The sequence below is a fragment of the Micromonospora sp. NPDC049049 genome (assembly GCF_040649115.1).
In the GTDB taxonomy this organism is placed as follows: Bacteria; Actinomycetota; Actinomycetes; order Mycobacteriales; family Micromonosporaceae; genus Micromonospora.
In genome coordinates this window covers 67,193-92,386 of the sequence record NZ_JBEZEX010000016.1, presented here as the reverse complement: position 1 = coordinate 92,386, position 25,194 = coordinate 67,193, and the positions used below count along the sequence as shown (strand labels likewise).

The following is a 25,194-nucleotide window of genomic DNA, read 5'->3' as shown; positions in this document are numbered from 1 at the left end:
TCCGTTGCCATGTCCATCCGTCACGGGTTGCTCGCCCTGCTCGAACGCGGCCAGATGTACGGGTACCAGCTGCGCGCCGCGTTCGAGGAGTCGACCGGCTCGACCTGGCCGCTGAACATCGGGCAGGTCTACACCACGTTGTCCCGGCTGGAACGGGACGGTCTGGTGCGCCCGCTGCCGGAGAGCGAGGGCGGGCAGCGCCCGTACGAGATCACCGACGCTGGCCGGGCGGACCTGGCGCTGTGGTTCGCCACCCCGATCAGTCGTAACGACCGCCCCCGTGACGAACTGGCGATCAAACTGGCGCTGGCGCTGACCACCCCGGGGGTCGACGTCCGGTCGGTGGTGCAGGCCCAACGCAGCGCGACGATGCGGGCCCTTCAGGAGTTGACCCGGTTGAAGTACGGCAGCAACCGGCCGGAGGACCTTCCCTGGCGCCTCGTGCTGGACTCGATGGTGTTCCAGGCCGAGGCCGAGGTGCGCTGGCTGGACCACTGCGAGACCAGTCTGGTCCGGCACCAACCCAGCGGCCCGGCGCCTCCCGCTACCCGACCCGATGACGCCGACGCGCGGGACGCGGCTCGATGGGCCGGCGAGGAGGCAAGACGGTGAGCGGATCGGACGACGCGGTGCTGGAGCTACGCGCCGTCCACCGCACCCACGGTGCCGGGCCGGCGGCGGTGCACGCGCTGCGCGGCGTCAGCCTGGTCGTCCGGCCCGGCGAGCTGGTCGCCGTGATGGGACCGTCCGGCTCCGGCAAATCGACACTGCTGGCTCTCGCCGGTGGGTTGGACCGTCCGACCGGCGGCGAGGTCCGGGTCGAGGGGCAACCGCTGGGGGCCCTGGACCGCCGCGGGCTGGCCCAACTGCGCCGCCGTCGGATCGGCTACATCTTCCAGCAGCTCAACCTGCTGGGCAGTCTGAGCGCGCTGGAGAACGTGGCGCTCCCGTTGGAACTCGACGGGACCAGCGGACGTCGGGCCCGCGCACTGGCCATGACAGCACTCACCGAGGTGGGGCTGCCCGCGTTGGGGGACCGTTTCCCAGACCAGCTCTCCGGCGGGCAGCAGCAGCGGGTGGCCATCGCCCGCGCGCTGGTGGGCGACCGTCGGCTGGTCCTCGCCGACGAGCCCACCGGGGCGTTGGACTCCCAGACCGGTGAGGCGGTGCTGCACCTGCTGCGCCGCCGGATCGACGCGGGCGCCGCCGGGGTGCTGGTCACCCACGAGGCACGGCACGCCGGCTGGGCGGACCGGGTGGTGTTCCTCCGCGACGGCGTGCTGGTCGACACGACGGCACCGCTGGGCAGTGTCGAGCAACTGCTGTCCGGCAGCGACCGGTGACCGTTCGCCGTCCGATGCGGGCCCTCGGTCGGGCCGGCACCGCGACGCCGCGGCCGGTCACGCCAACCGCCCCGGTCGGCCGGCGGCGGTTCGCCGAGCTGACCGGCTCCTGGCGGGCCGCGCTGCGAATCGCCCGGCGGGAGTCACGCCGGTCCCGGCGGCGGACGGCCCTGGTGCTCGCGATGATCGCCCTGCCGGTGGCGGCGCTCGCCTTCCTGGCGGCGAGCTACGACATGGCCGAGCTGACCCCACAGGAACGCGTCGACCGCCGGCTCGGCGTGGCCGACGCGGAGTTGCAGTGGATCGCCAGCAGCCCGGTGCGGCAGGACGACTGGGGTGAGGCATGGTCCACGCAGGACGGCGAGCCTCCCGCGCGGGTCACCGCCGCCCAGATGACCACCCTGCTGGGGCCGGGCAGCCGGGTGACCGAGCTTCGTCCCCGCGTCCCGCTGACACTGCGCGGCCCGCGCCGCGACGAGGCCGTGGCCGGGCGGGCGCTGGACCTCACCGACCCGTTGGCCCGAGGGCTGGTGCGGTTCCGGGCCGGCCGGGCACCACAGCAGGCCGGTGAGGTAGCCGTCAGTCCGGTGGCGCTGCGCCGCCTGGGCCTGCGCCTCGGCCACGCCGTGGCCACCGCCGACGGAAGCAGGGCGTACACAGTCGTGGGGGTGGTCGAATTTCCCGACGACCTCGGGCCGGTCGTGGCGCTGCACCCGGGGGCCGTGCAGGCGACCGGCCCGGAACCGGACAGCGTCTGGCTGGCGGACCTGCCCGGAGCAGTGGACGCCGCGCTGGTGTCCCGGCTCAACGAGCGGGGGGTGGTGGTCACCGCCCGAAGCCCGCTCGGCTCGGGGACCACAGCGGACCGGACGTGGTTCGGTGCGATCAGGCAGAGCGGCGCCAACGACCTGAGCACCGGCGTCCTCATCGCGGGCCTCGGGCTTCTGGAGGTCGTCCTGCTGGTCGGGCCGGCCTTCGCCGTCGGCGTCCGTCGCCGACGACGGGATCTGGCGCTGGTCGCGGTGGCGGGCGGGGACGCCGCCCAGCTTCGCCGCGTCGTGCTGGCCGACGGTGTGGTGTTGGGCGTGCTGGGGGCCGCCGCCGGCCTGCTGGTCGGCGTCAGCGCGGCGTTCGCCGGTCGCCCGCTGATGGAGCAGTACGTCTTCAGCGCCCGTTTCGGCGGCTACCGCTGCTGGCCGAGTGCGCTGGCCCTGCTCGGTGGCGTCGCGGTGCTGGCCGGAGTGCTCGCCGCGCTGGCACCGGCCTGGACCGCCGCCCGGCAGGACGTCAGCGCCGGGCTCGCCGGACGACGCACCCCGGCGAAATCCCCGGGCCGGTGGTTGGCTCTCGGACTGGCACTGGTGGTCGGCGGGGCGGGGCTGGCGGCGTTCGGAGCCACCCAGACCTCCCCGGCGGTGGTTCTCACCGGGCTGATCCTCGGCGAGTTGGGCCTGGTCTGCTGCACGCCCACGCTGCTCGGGGCGCTCGCCCGCCTCGGCCGGGTGCTGCCGCTGGCGCCACGGATCGCACTGCGCGATGCCAGCCGCAACCGGGCCGCCGCGGCACCGGCCATCTGCGCCGTGATGGCCGCCGTCGCCAGCAGCGTCGCCCTCGGCGGATACCTGGCCAGCGACGGCGCCCGCGACGCGCGCGCCTACCGGCCGGCGCTGCCGACCGGTCACATGCTGGTGCACGCCAACCGGCCGGACGGCCAGCCCACCCTGGCACAGGTCGCCGACGCGGCCCGGGACCAGTTGGGGGTCGACGCGGTAGCCACCGTGTACGAGCCCAACTGCGACCCGACGGGTGCCCGTTACTGCGACGTGGCGCCCGTCCTCCCGCCGAGCCGAGCCTGTCCGTTTCAGCCCGGCGACAGTCTTCCCGCCGCACACCGCCAGGAGGCGCGGGCCGACCCACGCTGCCAGATCCGCGAGGCCGACTCCTACGGCGGCTACGTCCTGCCCGGGGTGGACGACGGCTTCGCGCTGCCACTGCTCACCGGCGCGGACCCGGCGACGACCGCCGCCGCCACGGCGGTGCTGCATGCCGGTGGCGTGGTGGTGACCGACCCGCGCTACCTGCACGACGGCCTGGTGACCGTCCGCGTCTTCAGCACGGACGGAAAAACGGACACTCCGGCCACCGTCGTCCGCGACCTGCCGGGGTACGCGCTGCCCCAGGCGTCGGGCTCCTCCCGCCTGCTGCTGTCCACCCACGCGGCCCGACAACTCGACATGAGCTGGTTCCCGGCTGGCTGGGTGGTCGGCACCACGAACCCGCCGGACGAGGAGCAACAGGCGCGGTTCTCCGCCGCGCTGCGTTCCTTCGGGACGTTCTCGCTGAACGTCGAGTACGGAGGCGCCCCACGCGACGTCTCACCGTTGCTCCTGCTGCTCGCGGCGGCGGCCGGGCTGATCACCGTGGGGGCGGCCGGGATCGCCACCGCGCTCGCCGCCGCCGAGGGACGCGCCGAACTGACCACCCTCGCGGCCGTCGGCGCGGCCCCAGCGGTACGCCGGCTGCTGGCGATCTGCCAGGCCGGGGTCATCGCCGGTATCGGTTCGGTGCTCGGCATCGTGGCCGGGCTCGGTACCGCCGCGATCGTGCTGGTCTCGGTGAACCGGCAGTACGCCAGTGACTGGCCGATATCCGATCCGTACCCCTTTCTGGTGCCGTGGCCCGCGCTCGGGGTCCTGGTGCTGGTGCCGGTGGTGGCGATGCTCGGGGCGGGCCTGTTCACCCGGGCCCGACTGCCCATCGAACGGCGGCTGGACTGACCGGTCCGCCGGGCAACCGAAAGTGGACCGCGTGGGGGTGCCGCCGGGGCCGGGCAGCCGGCAGACTGACCGGCGTGTCAGTGCTCAGGAATGTCGTCCGTCGAGTCGGTCACCATCGCTGGTTCGGTGCCACCGCGCGTCTGCTGGTTCCGGCCGACCGGATGGTTGGTCGACTCACCCGGGGTCGGGTGGTAGCGCTCGGCCTGCTCCCCTCCCTACTCATCACCACAACGGGTCGCCGCTCCGGCAAGCCCCGCAGCAATCCGCTGCTCTACGTGCCCGACGGCGACGCGTACGTGGTGATCGGCTCCAACTGGGGGCAGACCCACCACCCCGGCTGGGCGATGAACCTGCTCGCCGATCCGGCCGCCGAGGTGGACGTGAAGGGCCGGCGGGTCGCGGTGCGGGCCCAGCGGGCCTCCGGCGCCGAACGGGACCGGTTGTGGCAGCTGTTGGTCAGCGCGTGGCCCGCGTACCACACGTACGTGCAGCGGGCCGGTGGCCGGGAGATCCACATCTTCCGGCTGGCCCCGACCGGGCGCGGCGCGCCCGAAGCGCCGCCGTCGGCTGGCTAGGCTGACGCTCGGTAGTTAAGGCGAGGTGGTTCCGTGAGCGCGAGGAGTGAGCCGGGGTTCCGGGGCCTCGACGATCGACGGTGGACGGTCGCGGAGCGGGTCGCCGAGGCAGTCCGGCGGCGGTTCCCGGCCGACACGCTCGCGATCGCCGTACACGGGCCTCTGGCGCACGGGGACGACGACGGCGGCGGGGACCGCGAGGCCGGATTGCTGGTGGTCACCTATCGGCCCGGGACCGGCCCGTCGCCGGCCACCCGGCGGGTCGACGGGGTGCTCGTCGACCTGACCGTGGCCGCGGCCGAGGATTACCTGGCCCAGGCGCGGGTGCTCTCACCGCTCTGGCCGCTGACCGCCGACCGGTACGTCACCACGCAGGCGTTGCACGATCCGACGGGCTGGTTGCGGACGCTGCGCGACGAGCACCTCGGCCGGCTGGCCCGGGCCCGGCCGGCGGAGTTCAGCACCGCGGCTCGCCAGGCGTGGTACAGGGGCAGCGCGGCGCACTCCCGCGCGGCCCGGCTGGCCGAGTGGTACGAGACCGATCAGGCTCTGCTGATGCTCGCCGAGGCCCGGCTGGCGGCGGCCACGGTGACCGGTCTGCTGAGTCGCACCTACTTCCGGGACCCGGGGGACGCGGTGCGGCGCACCGGGTTGGCCGGGGCGGACATGACCGAGGTGGGTGTGGTGCTGGCCCGGCAGGCCGAGGAGCTGGCCGCCCGTGGTCGTGCGGTCGACGGCACGATAGACGAGTTGCTCAGCACCTGAGGCGCGTCACAGCCCGCCCGGTACGCCGATCAGCGAGCCGATCAGGTAGGTGGCGCCGGCCGCCGCGGCGCCCAGCAGCAGCTGGCGCAGCCCGCTCGTCCACCAGGGACGGTGGGTGAAGCGGGCCACCACGGCACCTGCGGCGAACAGCCCGAGCCCGCCGACGGCGAGCGCCAGCCACAGTTCGGTGGCGCCGAGCAGGTACGGCAGCAGCGGGACCAGCGCGCCGATCGAGAAGAACAGGAACGACGAGATCGCCGCGGCCCACGGGCTGGGCTGGTCGTCGGGGTCGACGCCCAGCTCCTCGCGGACGTGCACCCGCAGCGCCTCCTCCGGGTCGCGCCGCACCGCCTCGGCCACCTGGGTGGCGAGGTCCCGGGGCAGGCCCCGGGCCACCCACGCGTCGGCCAGCTCCCGGGCCTCGGCCTCGGGGTGCCGTTCCAGTTCCCGTCGTTCCTTGGCCACCTCGGCGGCGACCTGCTCGTTGGCGGAGCGCACGCTGGTGTACTCGCCGAGGCCCATCGAGATCGCACCGGCGACGAGGCCGGCGGTGCCGGTGAGCACGATGCTGCGAGGCGACACTCCACCGCCGCCGACGCCGGCGATCAGGGCGATGTTGGTGACCAGGCCGTCCATCGCGCCGAACACGGCCGGGCGCAGCCAGCCGCCGGAGACGTCCGCGTGGTGCGCCTCGCGCAGCGCCGCTGGGGTGTCGGTCACGGCGCCTGCCCTTCGTTCGTGACTGCGGGACTCCGCTGCGCTGCGTTCCTCGCGCTCACGGAAGGGTCAGGATCTCGTGGCCGTCGTCGGTCACCACGATGGTGTGCTCGAACTGCGCCGTCCACTTGCGGTCCTTGGTGACCACTGTCCACCCGTCGTCCCACATGTCGTACTGGTAGGTGCCGAGGGTGATCATCGGCTCGATGGTGAACGTCATGCCGGGCTCCATGATGTCGGTGGGGCGCGGGCTGTCGTAGTGCGGCACGTAGAGGCCGCTGTGGAAGGCCTCACCGATGCCGTGGCCGGTGAAGTCGCGCACCACGCCGTAACCGAACCGCTTGGCGTACGACTCGATGACGCGTCCCACCACGTTGATCTGGCGTCCCGGGGCGACGGCGCGGATGCCGCGCATCATCGCCTCGTGGGTCCGCTCGACCAGCAGCCGGGCCTCTTCGCTGACCTCGCCCACGCAGAAGGTGGCATCGGTGTCACCGTGCACCCCACCGATGTACGCGGTCACGTCGACGTTGATGATGTCGCCGTCGTGCAGGACCGTGGTGTCCGGGATGCCATGGCAGATGACCTCGTTGAGGCTGGTGCAGCAGGACTTCGGGAAGCCCTTGTAGCCCAGCGTCGACGGGTACGCGCCATGGTCGCAGAGGAACTCGTGCACCACCTTGTCGATCTCGTCAGTGGTCACGCCGGGTTTGCAGTGCTCGCCGGCGAGCTGGGTCGCCTGGGCGGCGAGCCGGCTGGCGATCCGCATCTTCTCGATGGTCTCCGGCGTCTGCACGTGCGAGCCACGCCACTCCCGCGGACGCGTCTTGCCCACGTACTCCGGTCGGGCGATCTGGGACGGCACCGGTCGCATCGGGGAGAGCGTGCCTGGTGTCAGCGGCGGACGGACGGTCATGCCGCAAGCCTATCGCCGGGGCCGCTGGTGACCCGCGCCACGGCCGCCCGGTGGAGGTTGTTGCCCTGCCAGGGTCGCTGTGCCATGGTGTCAGCGTGGATCAAGGAGGAGCACCACCCGTCTTCTCCGCCAGCGCAGAGATCGACGGTGACCACCTCCACGTCGTGGTGGCCGGCGAGGTCGACATGGCGACCGCTGACACGATGCTCCAGACCGCGCTGCGCGAGCCCGCCGCCAGGAAGATCACTCTCGACCTGAGTGCGGTGACCTTCTTCGACTCGGCCGCCATCCACGCCCTGGTCCGCCTCGCCCAGGAGTTTTCGGGACGGCTCAGAGTCCGCCCGTCCCGGCAGGTCCGTCGGGTGCTGGAAATCTCCGGCCTCGGCGAACAGGGCTGGCTCGACCCGGCCTAGGCAGCCGGCCGCCGCCGGGCGCGCGGTCAGTCCTGCAACTGCCGGCGCAGCGTCACCTCGGTGCCCTCGGCGGTACGCCGTACCGACAGTTCACCCAGCGCTCTGATCAGGTCCAGGCCGCGGCCCCGGAAGCCGGAACCGGTCGACTCCCGCCACTGCCCGCTGTCGCGCACGGTGGCGGTCACCGTCCGACCGTCGATGGCCACCTCCACACTGATCATGGCCTCGGCGGGGTGGACCGGGTGTTCGATGGCGTTGGCGGCGGCCTCGGAGACGGCAACCGTCAGGTCGAACCTGTCGGTCTCGCCGACGGAGTGCGCGACGAGGAAATCCTCCAACCGCTTGCGGAGCACGCTGAGCCGGGTCGGGTCCGCCGGTAGCCGCAGCGCGAAGCGGTTCGGCTCCGCCGCCTCCAGGGCGAGAACCGCCACGTCGTCGCGGCGCGGCCGCCCGGTGACCCGCTCGACCACCGCGTCGATCAGGTCCACCACGTGCTCGCTCGGGGTGGCCGCGTCGATGCGCAACTGGGCCAGTGCGGCATCGATGCCGAGCTGACGGTCCTCGACCAGCCCGTCGGTGTAGAGCAGCAGTCGAGTGCCGGCCGGCAACTCGCCCTCCACCGACTCGTACGTCGCGTTGCGGAGCGCGCCGACAGGTGGGCCGAGCGCCCGGTCGTGCAGGAACGCCACGTCGCCTCCGGTGATCAACAGTGGGGACGGGTGACCGGCGCTCGCGTATCGCAGCCGCCCGGTGCCGGGGTTGAACAGCAGGCAGACCACCGTCGCGAAGGAGCGGCCCTCGGTGGAGCCGACCAGCCGGTTGAGCCGGGTCAGCGACTCACCCGGGTCGAACCCCTCCAGCACGTACGCCCGCAGCGCGTTGCGCAGCTGCCCCATCGCCGCGGCGGCCCGGACGCCCTTACCGACCACATCGCCGATGACCAGCACCAGCTCGTCGCCGTTGAGCGCGATCGCGTCGTACCAGTCGCCACCGACCTCGACGTCGGCGCTGCCGGGCAGGTAGCGGCTGGCGATCACCGCGCCGGGCAGTTGAGGCAGCGACCGGGGCAGCAGGCTGTGCTGCAGGGTGGTGGCGATGCGGTGTTCGGCTTCGTAGAGCTGGGCGTTCTCCAGTCGCACCCCGACGAGCCGGGCCAGCTCGGTCAACGCGGCGTCGTCGGCCTGCGCCTCGTCGCCGGCTGCCCGCCAGACCCGCAGCTCACCGAGCTGCTTGCCGGCGGTGCCGGTCAGCTCGGCCACGAACGACGGGTCGGCGGCGGTGGTGCCGCCGCCGTCCGCCTCGAAGCGCGCCTCGGCCGCGGAGACGACCACCCGGGCCGCCTCGGCGAGGCTCAACGCGTGCCGGGCGGCGACCTGGAGCACGTCGGCTGTGGATCGGGCGGAGTTCACCGCCACCGCCGCGTCGGCCAGCGCGCGGAGCCGGCGGATGATCTGCCCGCGCAGCTGGCCCAGCTCGACGTTGGCCCGGACCCGGGCGACCAGCTCCTGCGCGGAGAACGGCTTGGTGAGGTAGTCGTCGGCGCCGACGGCGAGGCCGGCGACCTCCTCCGCGGAGCCGGCGCGGGCGGAGAGCAGCACGATCGGCACATGCCGGGTACGCGGGTCCGCGCGCAGCGCGCTCACCAGCCCGAACCCGTCCAGCCGGGGCATCATCACGTCGGTGAGCACCAGGTCGAACCCGCCCTCGCGGGCCAGCGGCAGGGCTTCGAGCCCGTCGTTCGCGGTGACCACGTCCCAGGTCGGGGAGAGCAGCCGGCTGACGTGCTCCTGTAGGTCGGCGTTGTCGTCGACGACCAGGATCCGGCCGGCCGAGACGCCCTCCGACGGCTGATGGTCGAGGTCCGATGTCGACGCGACGCCGGCCCACAGCGCGGTCTCCGCCACGAAGAGCCGGGCCTGCTGGGGCTCACCCACCGGCAGCGGGTCGAACGCCGCCACCTGGTCCGCCGGCAGGTGCGCCGAGCCGAAGGGAACGGTCACCGTGAAGGTGCTGCCCACGTCGATCTGGCTCGTCAACCCGACCTCGCCGCCGTGCATCTCGATTAGTTCCCGGACCAGCGCGAGGCCGATGCCGGTGCCTTCGTGGGTACGTGCCCGCGCCCCGGGAACCCGGTGGAACCGTTCGAAGACGTGCGGCAGCTCGTCCGTCACGATCCCGATGCCGGTGTCCGTCACCTCCAGCCGGGCAGCGCCCTCCACGGCCCGGACCCGCACCCGGATCTCGCCGTCGAAGGTGAACTTGACAGCGTTCGACACCAGGTTGAGGACGACCTTCTCCCACATGTCCCGGTCGACGTGGACCGGCATCGGCAGCGGCGGACAGTCCACCACCAGTCGCAACCCGGCCCGGTCGGTGGCCGAGCGAAAGGTGCTGGCCAGCCGGGCGGTGTAATCGGCGAGGTCGGTGGGCTGGTAGCGGGCGGCGAGCCTACCGGACTCCAGCCGGGAGAAGTCCAGCACCGTGTTGACCAGCTTGAGCAGGCGCAGCGCGTTGCGGTGCATCATGGTGAGCCGGTCGGTGTCGGTGGGGGGCAGCGCCGGATCGGCCAGCATGTCCTCCAGCGGGCCGAGCACCAGGGTCAGTGGGGTGCGGAACTCGTGGCTGACGTTGGCGAAGAAGTTGGTCTTCGCCCGGTCCAGCGCTGCCAGTTCGGCGGCGCGGGCCCGTTCCTGCTCGTACGCCCGCTGGGTGCCGACCGCCCGGGAGATCTGGGCGGCGACCAGGTCGAGGAAGTCGCGGTAGTCGTCGCCGAGCGGCAACTGACGGGCCACGCCCACGACCAGCGCGCCGACCGTCTGGTTGGTCGCCGTGAGCGGCAGCACGAGGGCCTGGTCTGCGGCGTCGACCGGCAGCGCGTCGAGCAGCGCGGTGACCTCGATCGTGGCGGGCGCGTCATCGGCGCTGAGCCGGGCCGACACCTGCGCCGTGACATCGGCGGCGGGCGGGGTGGTGCCGGTGCAACCGGCCAGGGTGTGCTGGTCGCTGCCGTCTGCCAGGTAGATCAGGGCGAACGGCACGTCGGCCTCGTGCCGGCCGAGCACCTCGGCGGCGGTCCGGCCCAGCTCAGTGGCGTTGCCGATGTCGCTCAGCTCGGCACCCAGTTCGGCCAGCGCGCGCAGGCGACGCTCGCCGAGCACCCGCCCGGTGGTCTCGCTGACGATGCAGTAGACGCCACTGACCGAGCCGTCGTCACCGCGGATCGGGTCGTACGAGACGTTGAAGTAGGTCTGCTCGACGAAGCCGTACCGGTCCAGCAGAAAGGGGTGGTCCTCGCCCCGGTAGGAGCGGCCGGTGCTCCGGACGTTGTCGAGCAGGGGGCCGAGCACCGCCCAGGTCTCCGCCCAGTTCGCGCGGGCCGGTCGGCCGATCACGTCCGGGTGTTTGCCGCCGATGGTCGGCCGGTAGGCGTCGTTGTAGAAGGCCAACTGCTCGTCGCCCCAGAACATGACGATCGGCGCGCTGGAGGCGAGCATCATCCCGACGGCGTTGGAGAGCGCCGGGGGCCACTGACCGGGCCCGCCCAGGGGGCCGGAGGACCAGTCGAAGGAGGCCAACCGCTCGCCCATCTCGCCGCCGGCCGCGAACGCGGCCGCCAGCATCGGCGGGGTCTCGCGACCGGACAGGGCCGGATGCCCGATGTCCGCGCCCCCCTGGGCCGAGCTCATGCAGCCTCCCCGCCCCGGCCGTACCCCTCGACCGTTGATCTTCACCCGCTGTGCCTCGACTTGTACCCCAGCGGACCAGCAACGTAACGCATTACGGGCGATGGACGCTGGTTACGTACGCCGGGGCCGTCGGGCACCGGACAGTGCGGGTGGTTGACGGTGTCGAACGGCGGCGGCAGAAGCGCTCTGACGAGTCAGAAGACCGGCAGCCCGTCGATGCTTGCCGCATTCTTGGTGGCCCGGTAGACGACCAGATCATCGGCGCTGCGGCGGGAGTGTGAGGTGAGTAACAAATCGCGTTCGGCCCGGAAGTCCATGAGAGGCACCGCATATCCGCAGGAGTCACTGACCCGCTCCACCTCGACGGTGATGACCGCCCGGACGGCGTGGACATCCGGCGGTGCGGGAAACTCGGCGAGTCGATCGGCGAAGGCGTCTTCGGTGACCGCGACGCTGCTGCCCCGACCATGCAACCGGACGATCTTCGGTGGGCCGTCGAAGGCACAGAACATCAGCGTGATCCGGCCGTTGTCCCGCAGGTGGGCGATGGTCTCCGCCCCACTGCCGTGATAGTCGAGGTAGGCCACGCGGTGCGGGCCGAGGATCACGAAGGTGCCCCGCATGCCCTTCGGTGACACGTTGACGTGCCCCTCGACCCCGGACGGGGCGGTCGCCACGAAGAAGAGCGGTTGGGCCACGATGAAGTCACGTAGTCGAGAGTCGATCTCCGGATAGACCTTGCCCATGCGTCGATCCTCCCACCGGGGCCATCGACGGGCGGGGGCGATCTCAGTCACACCCGCCGGCCGGCCGCCCGCACCAACGCCGGGATCGGGGCGGGGTCCAACTCGTTCTCCGGATGCCACTGCACCCCGAGCACGAACGGCAGGGCCGGGTCCTCCACCGCCTCGACCACGCCGTCCTCCGCCCAACCGGTCACCGTGAGCCGGCCCGGATCGGCTACCGCCTGGTGGTGGTACGAGTTGACCTGGTCGACCCCGGCCAGCACCGACGCGGCCAGGCTCCCCGGCGCGAACCGCACCGCGTGCGCGCCGTACACCCCGGGTGCCGGGCGGTGCGCCTCGTGACCCACCACGTCGGGCAGGTGCTGGTGCAGGGTGCCGCCGTACGCCACCGCCAGCAACTGCATCCCCCGACACACGCCCAGCACCGGCACCTCGGCGGCGAGCGCGGCGGCCAGCAGTGTCAACTCGCCGGCGTCCCGGTCCGGCCGGTCCTCGGTACGGGGGTCGAGCGGCTTGCCGTACCGCCCCGGGCCGACGTCCGCACCACCGGCCAACAGCAACCCGTCGAGGACAGCCACCACGTCGGCGTCCACGTCGTCCGGCGGCAGCACCACCGCCCGGCCACCCGCGGCCGCCACCGCCCGCGTGTACGCCTCCGGCACCAGCACCGCCCGCACACCCCGCCAGACGGCCCAGTCGGCGGGTTCGACGTACGCGCTGACCCCGATCAGCGGTCTCCTCATAACGGAGTGACGTACGCGCCCGTGATGCCGCCGTCGACCACGAACTGCGCGGCGGTCATGAACGACGCGTCGTCGCTGGCCAGGAACGCCACCGCGGCGGCGATCTCCTCCGGTTGCCCGAAGCGTCCCATCGGCACGTGCACCAGCCGGCGGGCCGCCCGCTCCGGATCGGCGGCGAAGAGTTCCAGCAGCAACGGGGTGGCCACCGGGCCGGGACAGAGGGCGTTGACCCGGATGCCCTCACGGGCGAACTGCACACCCAACTCCCGGGTCATCGCCAGCACCCCGCCCTTGCTCGCGGTATACGCGATCTGCGACGTGGCCGCACCCATCAACGCCACGAACGAGGCCGTGTTGATGATCGAGCCCTTGCCCTGCCGACGCATGTGCGGGATGGCGTACTTGCAGCACAGGTAGACGCTCGTGGTGTTGACCCGCAGCACCCGCTCCCACGCGTCCAGGCCGGTGTCCAGGATGGAGTCGTCGTCGGGCGGCGAGATGCCGGCGTTGTTGAACGCGATGTCCACCCGGCCGTGCCGGTCGGCCACCCCGTCGAACAGGTCGCGCACCGCCGACTCGTCGGCCACGTCGGTGGCCAAGAACTCGCCGCCGCACTCCTCGGCGGCCTTCGTACCGGCGGCCACGTCGATGTCCACGCAGACCACGCGGGCCCCCTCGGCGGCGAACCGCCGCACTGTGGCCAACCCGATGCCGCTGCCCGCTCCGGTGACCACGGCCACCCGGTCCTGCAACCGACCCTGCACTGGCGTCACTCCTCCGTCGCGATGAACACGTTCTTGACGTCCGTGAAGGAAAGCAGCGCGTCCGGGCCCAGCTCACGACCGAGCCCGGAGCGCTTCATCCCGCCGAACGGGGTCCAGTAGCGCACCGACGAGTGCGAGTTGACGCTGAGGTTGCCCGCGTCGACGGCGCGGGCAAGGCGCAGGGCCCGACCCACGTCCCGGGTCCAGATCGAGCCGGAGAGCCCGTACTCGGTGTCGTTGGCGAGCCGGATCGCGTCCGCCTCGTCGTCGAACGGCAGCACCGAGACCACCGGGCCGAAGATCTCCTCCCGCCAGTGCCGGTCGGCCGGTGAGTCGGCCAGCAGCACGGTTGGCGCGTGCCAGAACCCGGGGCCGTCCGGGCAGGAGCCCGTGAAGGCGATCTTCGCCCCGTCGAGGTAGCCGGCGACCCGGTCCCGTTGGGCGGCGGAGATCAGCGGGCCCATCTCGGCGGTGTCGCGGGACGGATCTTCGACGCGCACCGCGCGTACCGCCGGTTCGAGCAGTTCCAGGAACCTGTCGTACACCGAACGCTGGACCAGGATCCGCGACCGTGCGCAGCAGTCCTGGCCGGCGTTGTCGAAGACCGCGCCCGGCGCGGTCGCGGCGGCGCGCTCCAGGTCGGCGTCGGCGAACACGATGTTCGCGCTCTTGCCGCCCAACTCCAGGGTGAGTCGCTTCACCTGGGCAGCGCAGCCGGCCATGATCCGGGTGCCGACCTCGGTGGAGCCGGTGAAGCAGATCTTGCGGACCGCCGGGTGGGTGACGAATCGCTCCCCCACCACCGAGCCCTCGCCCGGGACGACGGTGAAGACGCCGTCGGGCAGGCCGGCCTCGCGGGCCAGCTCGGCCAGGCGCAGCGCGGTGAGCGGGGTCAACTCGGCGGGCTTGAGCACCACTGTGTTGCCGGCGGCGAGCGCCGGGGCGAACCCCCAGGCGGCGATCGGCATCGGGAAGTTCCAGGGCACGATCACGCCGACCACGCCGAGTGGCTCGTGGAAGGTGACGTCCAACCCGCCGGGCACCGGGATCTGCCGCCCGCTCAACCGCTCGGGCGCACCGGCGTAGTAGTCCAGGACGTCGCGGACGTTGCCCGCCTCCCATCGGGCGTTGCCGATGGTGTGCCCGGAGTTGCGCACCTCCAGCACTGCCAACTCGTCCAGATGCGCGTCGACCACGGCGGCGAACCGCCGCAGCAACCGCGCCCGGTCCCCCGCCCCCACCTGCCGCCAGCCAGCAAACGCGGCGCTCGCCCGCGCGATAGCCGCGTCAACGTCCTCCACAGAGGCCGCCGCAACCTCCCGAAACCCGACCCCGGAAGCCGGATCCACCAAAACCGTCACACCGCTACCCCCTACCCCTGCGCGATCTTGCAGTTACTGCACCGATAAAAGCCGCGAATTTCCACGAACCACCAACACAAAGTGCAAGATCGCGGGAGGTGGAGCGGGTTGGCGCGGGGTCAGAGGCGTTCGAAGCCACGCTTGAGCTCCCAGTCCGTCACAGCGGCGTCGAAGGCGGCCAGCTCGACCCGCGCCTGGTTGGCGTAGTGGGCCACCACCTCGGCGCCGAACGCCTCGCGGGCCACCGTCGACTCCTCCCACAGGGCGAGAGCGTCGCGCAAGGTGCCGGGGACGCGCTCGGCCTCCGGGTCGTCGTACGCGTTGCCGGTGCACTCCGCACCCAGCTCCAGCTCTCCGTCGATGCCGTGCAGCGCCCCGGCGACCAGCCCGGCGATCGCCAGGTACGGGTTGACGTCAGCGCCGGGCACCCGGTTCTCCACGCGCATGCCCTGCCCGTGCCCGACCACCCGCAGGGCGCAGGTGCGGTTGTCGACACCCCAGCGCAGCGCGGTCGGGGCGAACGATCCCGGCTGGTAGCGCTTGTAGGAGTTGATGTTCGGGGCGAAGAGCAGGCTGAACTCGCGCATGGTTGCCAGCAGCCCGGCGAGCACCCGCTGCCCGGTCTGCGACAGGTGCGCCGGTCCGTCGCCGAGCATCGCCGACGAGCCGGAGGAGTCCCGCAGCGAGAAGTGGATGTGGCAGGAGTTGCCCTCACGCTCGTTCGGCTTGGCCATGAAGGTGATCGCCATCCCCTCCTGGGCGGCGATCTCCTTGGCACCGTTCTTGTAGATGACGTGGTGGTCGGCGCAGGCCACCGCCTCGTCGTACCGGAAGGCGATCTCGTGTTGCCCGAGGTTGCACTCGCCCTTGGCGCTCTCCGGGGTGAGCCCCGCGCCGGCCATCTCGACCCGGATGCGGCGCAGCAACGGCTCCACCCGGGCGGTGCCGAGCAGCGAGTAGTCGACGTTGTACTGGTTGGCCGGGGTGAGGTCGCGGTAGCCGCGCTGCCAGGCGTCCTCGTACGAGTCGCGGAACAGCACGAACTCCAACTCGGTGCCGGCGTACGCGGTCAGCCCGTGCTCGGCCAGCCGGTCCAACTGTCGGCGCAGGATCTGCCGGGGCGACGCGACCACGTCACCCGAGCCGTCGAGCCAGGTCAGGTCGGCCAGCAGCAGTGCGGAGCCGGGCTGCCAGGGCACCCGGCGCAACGTGGCGAAGTCCGGAACCATCGCGAAGTCGCCGTAGCCGCGTTCCCAGCTCGACATGGCGTACCCGTCGACGGTGTTCATGTCGACGTCCACGGCGAGCAGGTAGTTGCAGCCCTCGCTGCCGCCCTCCACCACCTGGTCGAGGAAGAAGGGCGCGTGGAACCGCTTGCCCTGCAACCGGCCCTGCATGTCGACGAGGGCCAGCACCACGGTGTCGATCTCGCCCTCGGCGACGGCGACCCGCAGTTGTTCCAGCGTGAGCGGTGCTTTCCTCATTCGCGGGCCTCCATCACCAAGGTCTACTGGCAAACCGGATCACCGTCAATGCCCCCGGTGGCAAGGGCCGCAAACCCGGCGGGACGGCAGCACCGTCCGTCCCGCCGGGTGCCGATCAGACCGGGCCGTCGGCCGGCGCCGGGTCGGCCGCACCCGCGGATTCCTCGACGGTACGAACCGGGCCGGTGAACCACGTGCGGGCCGAGGCGTACCACCAGACGGCGACCACGAGCAGCACCCCGCCGACGGCGAGCGGCGCGTAGTTCACCGCCGACCAGGTGAACCCTTCGTTGCCGGGCACTCCGGCGGGCACGATCGGCAGCACGAAGTAGACGGCGATGATCGCGATCTCGATCACCGCGATCCAGCCGAACAGCTTGTACTTGCGGCCCAGCGTCCACGGCCCGGGGACGAACCGGTCGCCCATCCGCAGGCGGAGCGCGATCGGGATGAGGAACGACAGGTAGAGCCCGAGCACCGCGACGGAGACGACGGCGTAGAAGGCGATCGGGATACCGGCGGAGCTCTCGTACAGCGCCGGCAGGGTCAGCACCAGGCCGGCCAAAGTAGCGCCGATGATGGCTTTTACCGGGGTGCCGTTGCGGTCGACGGTCGACCACAGCCGCCATCCGGGTACGGCACGGTCCCGGCTGAACGCGTACGCCATCCGGCTCATCGAGGTCACGCAGCTCATGCCGCAGAAGAACTGCCCGATGGTCGAGATGATGATGACGATCTTGAAGAAGACCGGGGTCAGCGCCGACTCGAAGATGGCGCCGGAGAAGCCGCCCGCGGCGTTGACCGCCTCGACGTCGGTGGCCGCGAAGAGAAACGCCAGCAGCAGGATCCAGCCACCGACCGCCGAGTAGAAGATCGACTGCCAGAGCCCACGGGCCGCGGCCTGCGAGGCGCCCCGGGTCTCCTCGGAGACGTGCGCGCAGGCGTCGAAGCCGGTGATTGTGTACTGGGTCAACAGGAAGCCCAGCGGCAGCACGTAGAACCAGAACGTCAGCCCGCCGATGTCCCCGTCGCCGAATCCGGAGTTGTTGAACCGCTCGGTGAACACGAACTGGAAGCTCTGGTGGTTGTCGGGCACGAAGACCAGGATGGCCACCACGACGGCCGCGCCGGCCACGTGCCACCAGACCGAGACGTTCTGGAGTACGTCGATGATCCGGTGCCCGAAGATGTTGATCAGCCCGTGCAGCACCAGGATGATCACGAAGAGGACGAACGCCTGACGCAGCGTCCCGGCCCAACCGTCGAAGAGCGCCGACAGGGTGAGGTTGAGGAACGTCGCACAGCCGTAGTCCACCGAGGCGGTGACGGCCACCAGGCCGATCAGGTTCAGCCAGCCGGTGAACCAGCCGTGCACCGGGCGGCCCATGGTGGCCGCCCACCAGTAGATCCCACCCGCTGTCGGGTACGCCGACACCAGCTCCGCCATGCAGAAGCCGATGATCAGGATGAACAGCGAGATCAGCGGCCAACCCCAGGAGATGGCGACCGGCCCGCCGTTGTTCCACGCCTGGCCGAAGGTGGTGAAACAGCCGGCCAGGATCGAGATGATCGAGAAGGAGATGGCGAAGTTGGAGAAGCCGCTCCACTTTCGGCGCAACTCCTGTTTGTAGCCGAGTTCAGCGAGCCGTCGGGCGTCGTCGTCCATCGGTTGCTCGGCGGTCGGCACGGGCGTCGTGGCCACTGCACACCTCCCTGAGGTGGTTCCGCGTGCGAGTGGGCAAAGTGTCGTCCCGGCCGATCAAGGCGGTCAATACGTAGTCGGTGGGAATCTCACCGCCGTCGGGCTAATTGCGTTGCCGACCGGCCACCGCGACCTGCATCCTGGACCAGTGACCAGGCCCGACAGGGGCCTACCCCGGGCGCTCGGACCGCCCGACCCGGTGGCGCGGGGCACGCCTCTCTCTCACGTACGGCCATTCCGCCGTACCCGAAAAGTGCCCCGCGCCCCACCCACTCCCCGTCCCCTCGCCGCGCGTCACGCCCCCTCCACCGCGCCGCTCTCGCAGTTTGAGTTGCCGATATCAGCGGGATGCGCCGTATGTCAGCGCAGTAAGTGCAAGATCGCGGGGCTGAGGCGGGGTCAGGCTGGGTCAGGTCAGGAGGAGGCCGGCTACCCAGAGGGCCGCGACCAGGAGGCCGGCCAGGAACTCCACCAGCATCGACAGGCCGGCGGCCTTCAGGGCCTGCACTGTGGAGGGCCAGGCGAGCTGATTACTGCCCAGCCGGAGCCGTTCGGCCGCCCACACCCCGGCGACGAAGCCGAGCACCAGGCCGACGACCGGCACCACGAAGAACCCGACGATGCCGAGCACCCCACCGGCGAGCAGCGTGGACGTCGGCACACCGGTGCGCTTCAGGTTCCGGCCCGGCCACGCGTACTTGATCACCGCACCACCCCCGGCGACCAGCGTGGCGGCGGCGAACACCGCCCAGCCAACCAGGCCCGCGCCGCCGAAGATCGCCCAGAGCAGCACGCCACCCCAGCACAGCGGCAGCGCCGGCAGGCCCGGCACCACCACGCCGGCCAACCCGGCCAGGATGGCCAGCCCGGCCACCACCGTCACCGCCGTCTGCGAGTCCGTCAGGTCCACGCCGCCATCCTCCGTCGCCACCCTCCGGACCGGAACGGTCCCCCGCTCCGCCGCGTGCCGTCGCTTCGCGCCACGCTGCTGTACCTGCTGGTTCCCTCGCTCACGCCGACGCTCCGCCGTGCAGCCGGGCGGTGATCACGTCGGCCGGGGCTGGCGCACCGAAGAATCGGCCCTGCCCGGTGTCGCAGCGCAGCGCCCGCAGCCGTTCCGCCTGCACACCGGTCTCCACCGCTTCGGCCGTGACCCACAGCTCCAGGGCGTGCGCCAACCGGACCAACGCGTCGACGATCCGTTCGTCGCGGTGGTCGGCCGCCACGTCGGTCCCGTCCGCGCGGATGCCCTCCACGAACGGACCGGCGAGCTTGAGACAGTGGATCGGCAACCGGCGCAGGTACGCCAGGTTGGAGTACCCGGTGCCGAAGTCGTCCACGGCCAGCCGGACGCCGAGCGCGGCGAGCCGGTGCAGGCTGCGCAGGGGTTCACCGGCACTGCCCATCACGGCGCTCTCGGTCAGCTCCAGTTGGAGCAGCTCCGCGGGCAACCCGCTGGTCTGGAGGGCGTCGGCGACAGTGTCCACGATGGCCGGTTCGTCGGCCTGCCGGGCAGCCAGATTGACGCTGACTACGAGCCTGGCGTCGGGGAACTCCCGCCACCACCGTTCGGCGTCCTCGCAGGCCCGCCGCAGCACCCACTCGCCGAGCCGGACGATCAGGCCGGTCTCCTCGGCCAGGCCGATGAACCGGTCCGGCCCGATGAGGCCCAACTCCGGATGCTCCCAACGGACCAGCGCCTCCACCGCGAGCATGGTGCCCTCCAGCAGCGACACGATCGGCTGGTAGTGCAGCACGAACTCGCCCCGCTCCAGCGCGGCGGGCAGCCCGGCGACCAACGCCGCACGGGCGATGTCCCGCGCGCCGCGCTCGGGGTCGTAGACCGCCCACCGGCCCCGGCCCGCCGCCTTGGCCCAGTAGAGCGTGGTGTCCGCGGCCTTCATCAGCTCGGACGCGCTGGTCTCCGAGGCCGGGCACTGGACGATGCCCACACTGGCCGAGACGGCCAACTGGTGCTCACCGACGTGGACCGGGGCAGCGACGGCGGCCAGCGCCGCTTCCGCCACGGAGACCGGGTCGTCGGTGTCGTCCCCTCCGTCGACGAGGATCACGAACTCGTCGCCGCCCATCCGGGCGACCAGGTGGCCGTGGTCGGCCACGCAGGCGGCCAGCCGCCGGCCGATCATCACGAGCAGCCGGTCACCGAGGTCGTGGCCGAGACTGTCGTTGATCGCCTTGAAGCCGTCCAGGTCGAGGAAGCACACCCCGATGCGCTGCCCGGCGTCCGCGGTGTCGAGCACCCGTCCCAACGTCTCGAAGAACAGCGTCCGGTTGGGCAGCCCGGTCAGCGGGTCATGCAGCGCCTGGAAGCGCAGCCGCTGCTGGAGTTCGTACCGCTCGGTGATGTCCTCGATCATCGCGACGGTGAATCGGGGCCGACCCTCGTGTCGGATCAGCGAGACGGCCAGATCCGTCCAGACCGTCGTGCCGTCCTTGCGGTAGTAACGCTTCTCCACCCGGGCCGCGTCGTGCTTCCCCTCGATCATCTCCTTGTAGAGCTCCCACATCCCGGCCGCGTCGTCGGCGTGGATCAGCCCTGTCACGTTGGTCTCGCGCAGCTCCTCGATCGAGTAGCCGAGCATGTCGGCGAACGCCTGGTTGACGTCGATGATCTGACCGTCCACGCCGGCGATCCCGATTCCGATTGCGGCACCGGTGAAGACCGCCCGGAACCGTGCCTCGCTCTCGCGTAGCGCCTGCTCGACCTCGTCGCGCGCCTGCCAGGCCGACCTGGCGATCCGCTCCTGCTGGCTGAAGGTGCGGTCGCGCAGCGCACGGGCGAACCCGGCGGCCAGTCCGCCCTGCACCGCAGCGATCCGGTCGGCGAGGTCGGCCGGCTGGTCACCGTCGCACAGCACCCGGTGCCCGAAGGTCGCGCCGAACGCGTGCAGCGTCCACTCCAGGGCCTGCGGCTCGGTGAGGTGCGCCTCCACCAGGGCCCGCCCGACCTCCTCGGCCGCTTCCGCGCGGAACGGCTCCGACCGGACCGCCTGGGCCAGCCGGATCGTGTGCGCCAGCAGCAGCCGCTCGGTCTCGGCCACGCTGAGCGGCACGAAACCGAGCCGACGCACCGCGCGGGCCCAGTCGGCGGCGAACCCCTGGGCGTCCGCCCGGCCGGCATCGACCCCGCCGGGGTCCCGGCCGGCATCGACCCCGCCGGGGTCCGGGACGGCAGCCACGGGATCAGCCGGCGGGCTGGTCGTACCGGGCGACGCCCCCGAAGGCGCCGAACCGCTCCGGGTGCTCGTCCACGTCGGACGGTGAGTCCGGGCGCCAGAGCGGCATGTGCACCACACCCGGTTCCAGGACGGTCCAGTCGCCGAAGAAGCCGGTGACCTGAGCACGGGAGCGCAGGGTGATCTCGGTGGCGGTGCGGGCGGAGAGGCGCTGGGCGTCCAGCATCTCCTGCGGCTGGTCCTCGAACGTGGAGTGGGAGACGACCAGGAAACTGCCCGGCGCGGCGGCGGCCCGCAGGGTGGCGAGGATCGCCTCGGGCCGGTCGGCGTCCGGGATGAAGTGGACCACCCCGGCCAGCAGGATGCCCACCGGGCGACTGAAGTCGATCAGCCCGAGCTGTCGGGTCTCGGCGAGGATCCGCACAGGCTCACGCAGGTCGGCGTGGATGACCCCGGTCAGGTCGTTGCCAGCCAGCAACTCCCGGCTGTGCGCGACCGCCACCGGGTCGATGTCGACGTACACCACGCGGGCCTTGGGGTTCACCCCCTGCGCCACCTCGTGCACGTTGCCCACAGTGGGAATTCCGGAGCCGATGTCGAGGAACTGGTCGATGCCGGCGTCGAGCAGCACCCGGACGGCCCGGCGCAGGAACTCCCGACCGGAGCGCATGGTGGCGGCGAGATTCGGGGTCATGCTGGCGATCTGCTCCGCCAACTGCCTGTCGATCTCGAAGTTGTGCGCTCCACCCAGAAAGTAGTCGTACACTCGGGCCGCGCTCGGCCTGGTCAGATCGATCTCGGTCGGCAGTCCGTCCGGCATCAGCGTGCTCCCCAGTTCATCGCCGCGGCGCGGGACGGCACCGGCGTCGGGGCGCGCAGCGGGCACGCGTGGGCACCGGTCGACCCGCGGGTCGTGTGGTGTGGACCACTCTAGGCCGCTGACTCCAGCAACAGCGAGATGCCTTGACCAACGCCGATGCACATGGTGGCCAGAGCCCGGCGTCCGCCGCGACGGCGCAGCTCCAGGGCGGCGGTCAGCGCCAGCCGCGCGCCGCTGGCGCCGAGCGGGTGCCCCAGCGCGATGGCACCACCGTTCGGGTTGACGTGCTCGGCGTCCACGGGCAGCCCCAGCTCACGCAACACCGCCACGGACTGCGCGGCGAACGCCTCGTTCAACTCCACCACGTCCACCGCGCCCACCTCGACGCCGACGCGTTCGAGCAGCTTGCGGGTGGCCGGCACCGGGCCGATTCCCATGATCCGGGGCGGCACACCAGCCGCCGCCGCGCCGACGATCCGGGCCAGCGGGGTCAGGCCGTACCGGGCGACCGCCGCCTCGCTGGCCACCAGCAGGGCGACAGCGCCATCGTTGACGCCCGACGAGTTGCCGGCGGTCACCGTGCCACCGTCGCGGAACGGGGTGGGCAGCGCGGCCAGCTTGTCCAGCGAGGTCTCCCGGGGGTGCTCGTCGACCTCGACCAGCCTGGTCTCCCGACGACCCGCCGGCACCGACACCGACACCGACACGATCTCCTCGGCGAACCGGCCGTCCGCCTGCGCCCTGGCCGCACGCTGCTGCGAGCGGTACGCGAAAGCGTCCTGCTCGGCCCGGCTGACGCCGTACTCGGCGGCCACGTTCTCCGCCGTTTCCGGCATCGAGTCGACCCCCCACCCGTCACGCATCAGCGGGTTCACCAACCGCCAGCCGAGGGTGGTGTCGTACACCTCGGCCGAGCGGGAGTACGCCGACGTCGCCTTCGGCATGACGAACGGCGCCCGGCTCATGCTCTCCACCCCGCCGGCGATCACCAGCTCCGCGTCCCCGGCGACGATGGACCGGGCGGCGGTGGCGAGCGCGTCCAGGCCCGAACCGCAGAGCCTGTTGACGGTGCTGCCCGGCACCTCCTCGGGCAGGCCGGCCAGCAGCGCCGCCATCCGGGCCACGTTGCGGTTGTCCTCGCCGGCCTGGTTGGCGCAGCCGAGCACGACGTCATCGACCCGCGCCCAGTCCACCGACGGGTGGCGGGCGACCAGTTCCCGGATCACGTGCGCGGCCAGGTCGTCGGGGCGGACGCCGGCCAGCGCGCCCGCGTACCGGCCGATCGGGGTGCGGACACCGGCCACCAGGTATGCCACGGTCATCGCGAGTCCTTAGGGGTGCAGACGGCGGGGGTGGGGCACGCCCACCGGGTCACGAGGGCTGCCGGCCGCCAGGATATCCACGCCGGCAGCGGATAGGTTGACGGCATGGCCCGGGCCCAGTTCAGCGCAGAGACCAGTGGCGGCGGCGCGTTCGTCCGCCAGCCGAACCGGTTCACGGGTCGGGTCACCGCCGACTCCACCTCGCCACCCGGCGGCGGCCCGGACGAGCAGGACCGCTGGCCGTTGGAGGCCGGCCGTTACCGGCTGATCTGGTGCCGGGCCTGCCCGTGGGCGCACCGGGCGAGGATCGTGCGTGGCCTGCTCGGGCTGGACGACGCGATCTCGCTGGGCACCGTCGACCCGATCCGGGACGAGCGGGGCTGGGCGTTCGCCCTCGACCCGGACGGCTTCGACCCGGTGCTCGGCGTGAGCTTCCTCTCCGAGGCGTACCTGGCCACCGACCCGGACTACACCGGCCGGGTCACAGTGCCGGCACTCGTCGACACAGTGACCGGCCGGGTGGTCACCAACGACTACCCGCAGCTCACCCTCGACTTCTCCACCGAGTGGCGGCGGCTGCACGCGCCCGACGCCCCGGATCTCTACCCGGTCGACCTGCGCCCCGAGATGGACGCGCTGATGGCCGAGATCCACACCGATGTGAACAACGGGGTCTACCGGTGCGGGTTCGCCACCTCCCAGCAGGCGTACGACGAGGCGTTCCGGGCGCTCTTCGCCCGGCTGGACGCGCTGTCCGAGCGGCTGGCCGGGCAGCGCTACCTGATGGGCGACGCGATCACCGAGGCGGACGTGCGGCTGTTCACCACACTGGTGCGCTTCGACGCCGCGTACCACGGGCACTTCAAGTGCAACCGCGACAAGCTGACCGAGATGCCGGTGCTCTGGGCGTACGCCCGGGACCTGTTCCAGACGCCGGGTTTCGGTGAGACCGTGGACTTCGACCACATCAAGCGGCACTACTACGGCACGCATCGGGAGATCAATCCCAGCGGCATCGTGCCACTCGGGCCGGACGAGTCCGGCTGGAGCACGCCGCACGGGCGTGGCTGAGCCGGGTCGGCCGACCGCCCCGACCCTGCCGAGCGCCCGCGGTGAGGTCGCCCGCCGGGTCGCCGGGTCCGCGGCGGCCGGCTGCACCCTGGCCGGTGCGGTGGCGGTGACACTCGCCGTGGTCGCCGGTCCCGGTCCAGGGCTCACCGGGTACGTCAGCGAGGCGGGCATTGCCGGCAGCGCCCACGCCGCGACGTACCGGATCGGGATTCTGGCCCTTGCCGGCGCGTTGCTGCTGATCGGTGCGGCGCTGCCTCCCGGGGTGTGGGCGGCGGCCCCGGCGCTGCTCGCCACCGGGGCGGTGTTCACCGCCGTGTCGGGAGCGGTGACCTGCTCCGGCGGCTGCCCGTTGCCGCCGTTCGAGCGCGCGACGACGGCGGACCTGGTGCACGGCGGCGCGAGCATCGCGGCGACCGCCGCGGTGGTCTTCGCCATGATCGCGCTGGCCGTCTCCGTGCCGGCGGGCCGGGCGGTGCGTCGGCTGGCCGGCGTCGCCGCCGTGCTGGCCCTGCCGCTCTGTGCCACGGTGGGGCTGGCGATGCTCGTGATCGGTCGAGGCCCGGTGGTGGGGGTGCTGGAACGGCTGATCCTCGCCCTGGCGGTGCTGTGGGGCCTGGGCACCGCCACCGCGCTGGCCCTCTGTAAGGAGCCTCACGCCGTCCGGTCCTTCCGATGAGCGGGAATCGGCGTATCGTCGGCGAGCGATGACCAATCTCTGGGGCCTCACTGTCCGCCTGTATGTCGATCTCCGACTGCAGGCCAGTGGCATCTGTCCGGGCTAGCCGCGTTCCC

21 protein-coding genes are annotated in these 25,194 nt (G+C 72.0%); 8 read left to right on the top strand and 13 right to left on the bottom strand.

What is annotated here, in order from left to right:
* Positions 1 to 9 precede the first annotated feature (9 nt).
* From AB0B68_RS18105 to AB0B68_RS18085, 5 genes are all read left to right on the top strand, one after another.
* Positions 10 to 612 carry a PadR family transcriptional regulator gene (locus tag AB0B68_RS18105; RefSeq protein WP_357199302.1) on the top strand — a complete coding sequence of 201 codons (603 nt, stop codon included), beginning with the start codon at positions 10 to 12 and terminating at the stop codon, positions 610 to 612.
* A complete protein-coding gene (locus tag AB0B68_RS18100) occupies positions 609 to 1,343 on the top strand; it encodes an ABC transporter ATP-binding protein (RefSeq protein ID WP_357261230.1) in 735 nt (244 codons plus the stop codon). Before AB0B68_RS18105 ends, AB0B68_RS18100 begins: the two co-directional genes overlap by 4 nt.
* Positions 1,340 to 4,120, top strand: coding sequence for an FtsX-like permease family protein (locus AB0B68_RS18095; protein WP_357199308.1), 2,781 nt, complete (start codon positions 1,340 to 1,342; stop codon positions 4,118 to 4,120). Before AB0B68_RS18100 ends, AB0B68_RS18095 begins: the two co-directional genes overlap by 4 nt.
* A 74-nt stretch (positions 4,121 to 4,194) precedes the next feature.
* Positions 4,195 to 4,695 carry a nitroreductase/quinone reductase family protein gene (locus tag AB0B68_RS18090; protein ID WP_355009576.1) on the top strand — a complete coding sequence of 167 codons (501 nt, stop codon included), beginning with the start codon at positions 4,195 to 4,197 and terminating at the stop codon, positions 4,693 to 4,695.
* A gap of 33 nt (positions 4,696 to 4,728) precedes the next feature.
* Positions 4,729 to 5,460 carry a nucleotidyltransferase domain-containing protein gene (locus AB0B68_RS18085; RefSeq protein ID WP_357199311.1) on the top strand — a complete coding sequence of 244 codons (732 nt, stop codon included), beginning with the start codon at positions 4,729 to 4,731 and terminating at the stop codon, positions 5,458 to 5,460.
* Between the two features lie 6 nt (positions 5,461 to 5,466).
* On the opposite strand, the gene AB0B68_RS18080 is transcribed toward AB0B68_RS18085, so the two are convergent.
* Both AB0B68_RS18080 and map read right to left on the bottom strand, forming a co-directional pair.
* Positions 5,467 to 6,180 (bottom strand): VIT1/CCC1 transporter family protein, encoded by a 714-nt coding sequence (locus tag AB0B68_RS18080; RefSeq protein WP_357199314.1) that lies wholly within the window; start codon positions 6,178 to 6,180, stop codon positions 5,467 to 5,469.
* Between the two features lie 55 nt (positions 6,181 to 6,235).
* On the bottom strand, positions 6,236 to 7,093 hold the full coding sequence (gene map / locus AB0B68_RS18075; RefSeq protein WP_355009578.1) for a type I methionyl aminopeptidase: 858 nt from the start codon (positions 7,091 to 7,093) through the stop codon (positions 6,236 to 6,238).
* A gap of 95 nt (positions 7,094 to 7,188) precedes the next feature.
* Here map and AB0B68_RS18070 point away from each other — a divergent pair, with 95 nt between their 5' ends.
* On the top strand, positions 7,189 to 7,506 hold the full coding sequence (locus tag AB0B68_RS18070; protein ID WP_357199320.1) for an STAS domain-containing protein: 318 nt from the start codon (positions 7,189 to 7,191) through the stop codon (positions 7,504 to 7,506).
* Between the two features lie 26 nt (positions 7,507 to 7,532).
* On the opposite strand, the gene AB0B68_RS18065 is transcribed toward AB0B68_RS18070, so the two are convergent.
* From AB0B68_RS18065 to pcaF, 11 genes are all read right to left on the bottom strand, one after another.
* The gene (locus AB0B68_RS18065; RefSeq protein WP_357261227.1) at positions 7,533 to 11,192 is read right to left on the bottom strand and encodes a SpoIIE family protein phosphatase; all 3,660 of its coding nucleotides are present in this window, start codon (positions 11,190 to 11,192) and stop codon (positions 7,533 to 7,535) included.
* Positions 11,193 to 11,386: 194 nt separating this feature from the next.
* Positions 11,387 to 11,938 carry a pyridoxamine 5'-phosphate oxidase family protein gene (locus tag AB0B68_RS18060; RefSeq protein ID WP_357199326.1) on the bottom strand — a complete coding sequence of 184 codons (552 nt, stop codon included), beginning with the start codon at positions 11,936 to 11,938 and terminating at the stop codon, positions 11,387 to 11,389.
* A 47-nt stretch (positions 11,939 to 11,985) separates the two neighbouring features.
* On the bottom strand, positions 11,986 to 12,681 hold the full coding sequence (locus AB0B68_RS18055; RefSeq protein ID WP_357261224.1) for a gamma-glutamyl-gamma-aminobutyrate hydrolase family protein: 696 nt from the start codon (positions 12,679 to 12,681) through the stop codon (positions 11,986 to 11,988).
* Entirely contained in the window at positions 12,678 to 13,445 is a 768-nt protein-coding gene (locus AB0B68_RS18050) for a 3-oxoacyl-ACP reductase (RefSeq protein WP_357261221.1), read from the bottom strand. Before AB0B68_RS18050 ends, AB0B68_RS18055 begins: the two co-directional genes overlap by 4 nt.
* Positions 13,446 to 13,450: 5 nt before the next feature.
* Entirely contained in the window at positions 13,451 to 14,806 is a 1,356-nt protein-coding gene (locus AB0B68_RS18045) for an aldehyde dehydrogenase family protein (RefSeq protein WP_357199333.1), read from the bottom strand.
* Positions 14,807 to 14,925: 119 nt separating this feature from the next.
* Positions 14,926 to 16,290 (bottom strand): glutamine synthetase family protein, encoded by a 1,365-nt coding sequence (locus tag AB0B68_RS18040; protein ID WP_355009585.1) that lies wholly within the window; start codon positions 16,288 to 16,290, stop codon positions 14,926 to 14,928.
* Between the two features lie 115 nt (positions 16,291 to 16,405).
* Positions 16,406 to 17,992 carry an amino acid permease gene (locus AB0B68_RS18035; protein WP_357199336.1) on the bottom strand — a complete coding sequence of 529 codons (1,587 nt, stop codon included), beginning with the start codon at positions 17,990 to 17,992 and terminating at the stop codon, positions 16,406 to 16,408.
* Positions 17,993 to 18,401: 409 nt separating this feature from the next.
* Entirely contained in the window at positions 18,402 to 18,902 is a 501-nt protein-coding gene (locus AB0B68_RS18030; protein WP_357199339.1) for a DUF456 domain-containing protein, read from the bottom strand.
* 100 nt (positions 18,903 to 19,002) lie between these two features.
* Positions 19,003 to 21,192, bottom strand: coding sequence for an EAL domain-containing protein (locus AB0B68_RS18025; protein ID WP_357261218.1), 2,190 nt, complete (start codon positions 21,190 to 21,192; stop codon positions 19,003 to 19,005).
* A gap of 4 nt (positions 21,193 to 21,196) precedes the next feature.
* The gene (locus tag AB0B68_RS18020; RefSeq protein WP_357261215.1) at positions 21,197 to 22,009 is read right to left on the bottom strand and encodes an SAM-dependent methyltransferase; all 813 of its coding nucleotides are present in this window, start codon (positions 22,007 to 22,009) and stop codon (positions 21,197 to 21,199) included.
* 110 nt (positions 22,010 to 22,119) lie between these two features.
* Positions 22,120 to 23,331 (bottom strand): 3-oxoadipyl-CoA thiolase, encoded by a 1,212-nt coding sequence (gene pcaF / locus AB0B68_RS18015; protein WP_357261212.1) that lies wholly within the window; start codon positions 23,329 to 23,331, stop codon positions 22,120 to 22,122.
* Positions 23,332 to 23,436: 105 nt separating this feature from the next.
* Between pcaF and AB0B68_RS18010 the strand changes: the two genes are divergently transcribed.
* Positions 23,437 to 24,402, top strand: coding sequence for a glutathione S-transferase C-terminal domain-containing protein (locus AB0B68_RS18010; protein ID WP_357261209.1), 966 nt, complete (start codon positions 23,437 to 23,439; stop codon positions 24,400 to 24,402).
* The gene (locus AB0B68_RS18005; RefSeq protein ID WP_357261206.1) at positions 24,395 to 25,078 is read left to right on the top strand and encodes a DUF998 domain-containing protein; all 684 of its coding nucleotides are present in this window, start codon (positions 24,395 to 24,397) and stop codon (positions 25,076 to 25,078) included. Before AB0B68_RS18010 ends, AB0B68_RS18005 begins: the two co-directional genes overlap by 8 nt.
* Positions 25,079 to 25,194: the final 116 nt, after the last annotated feature.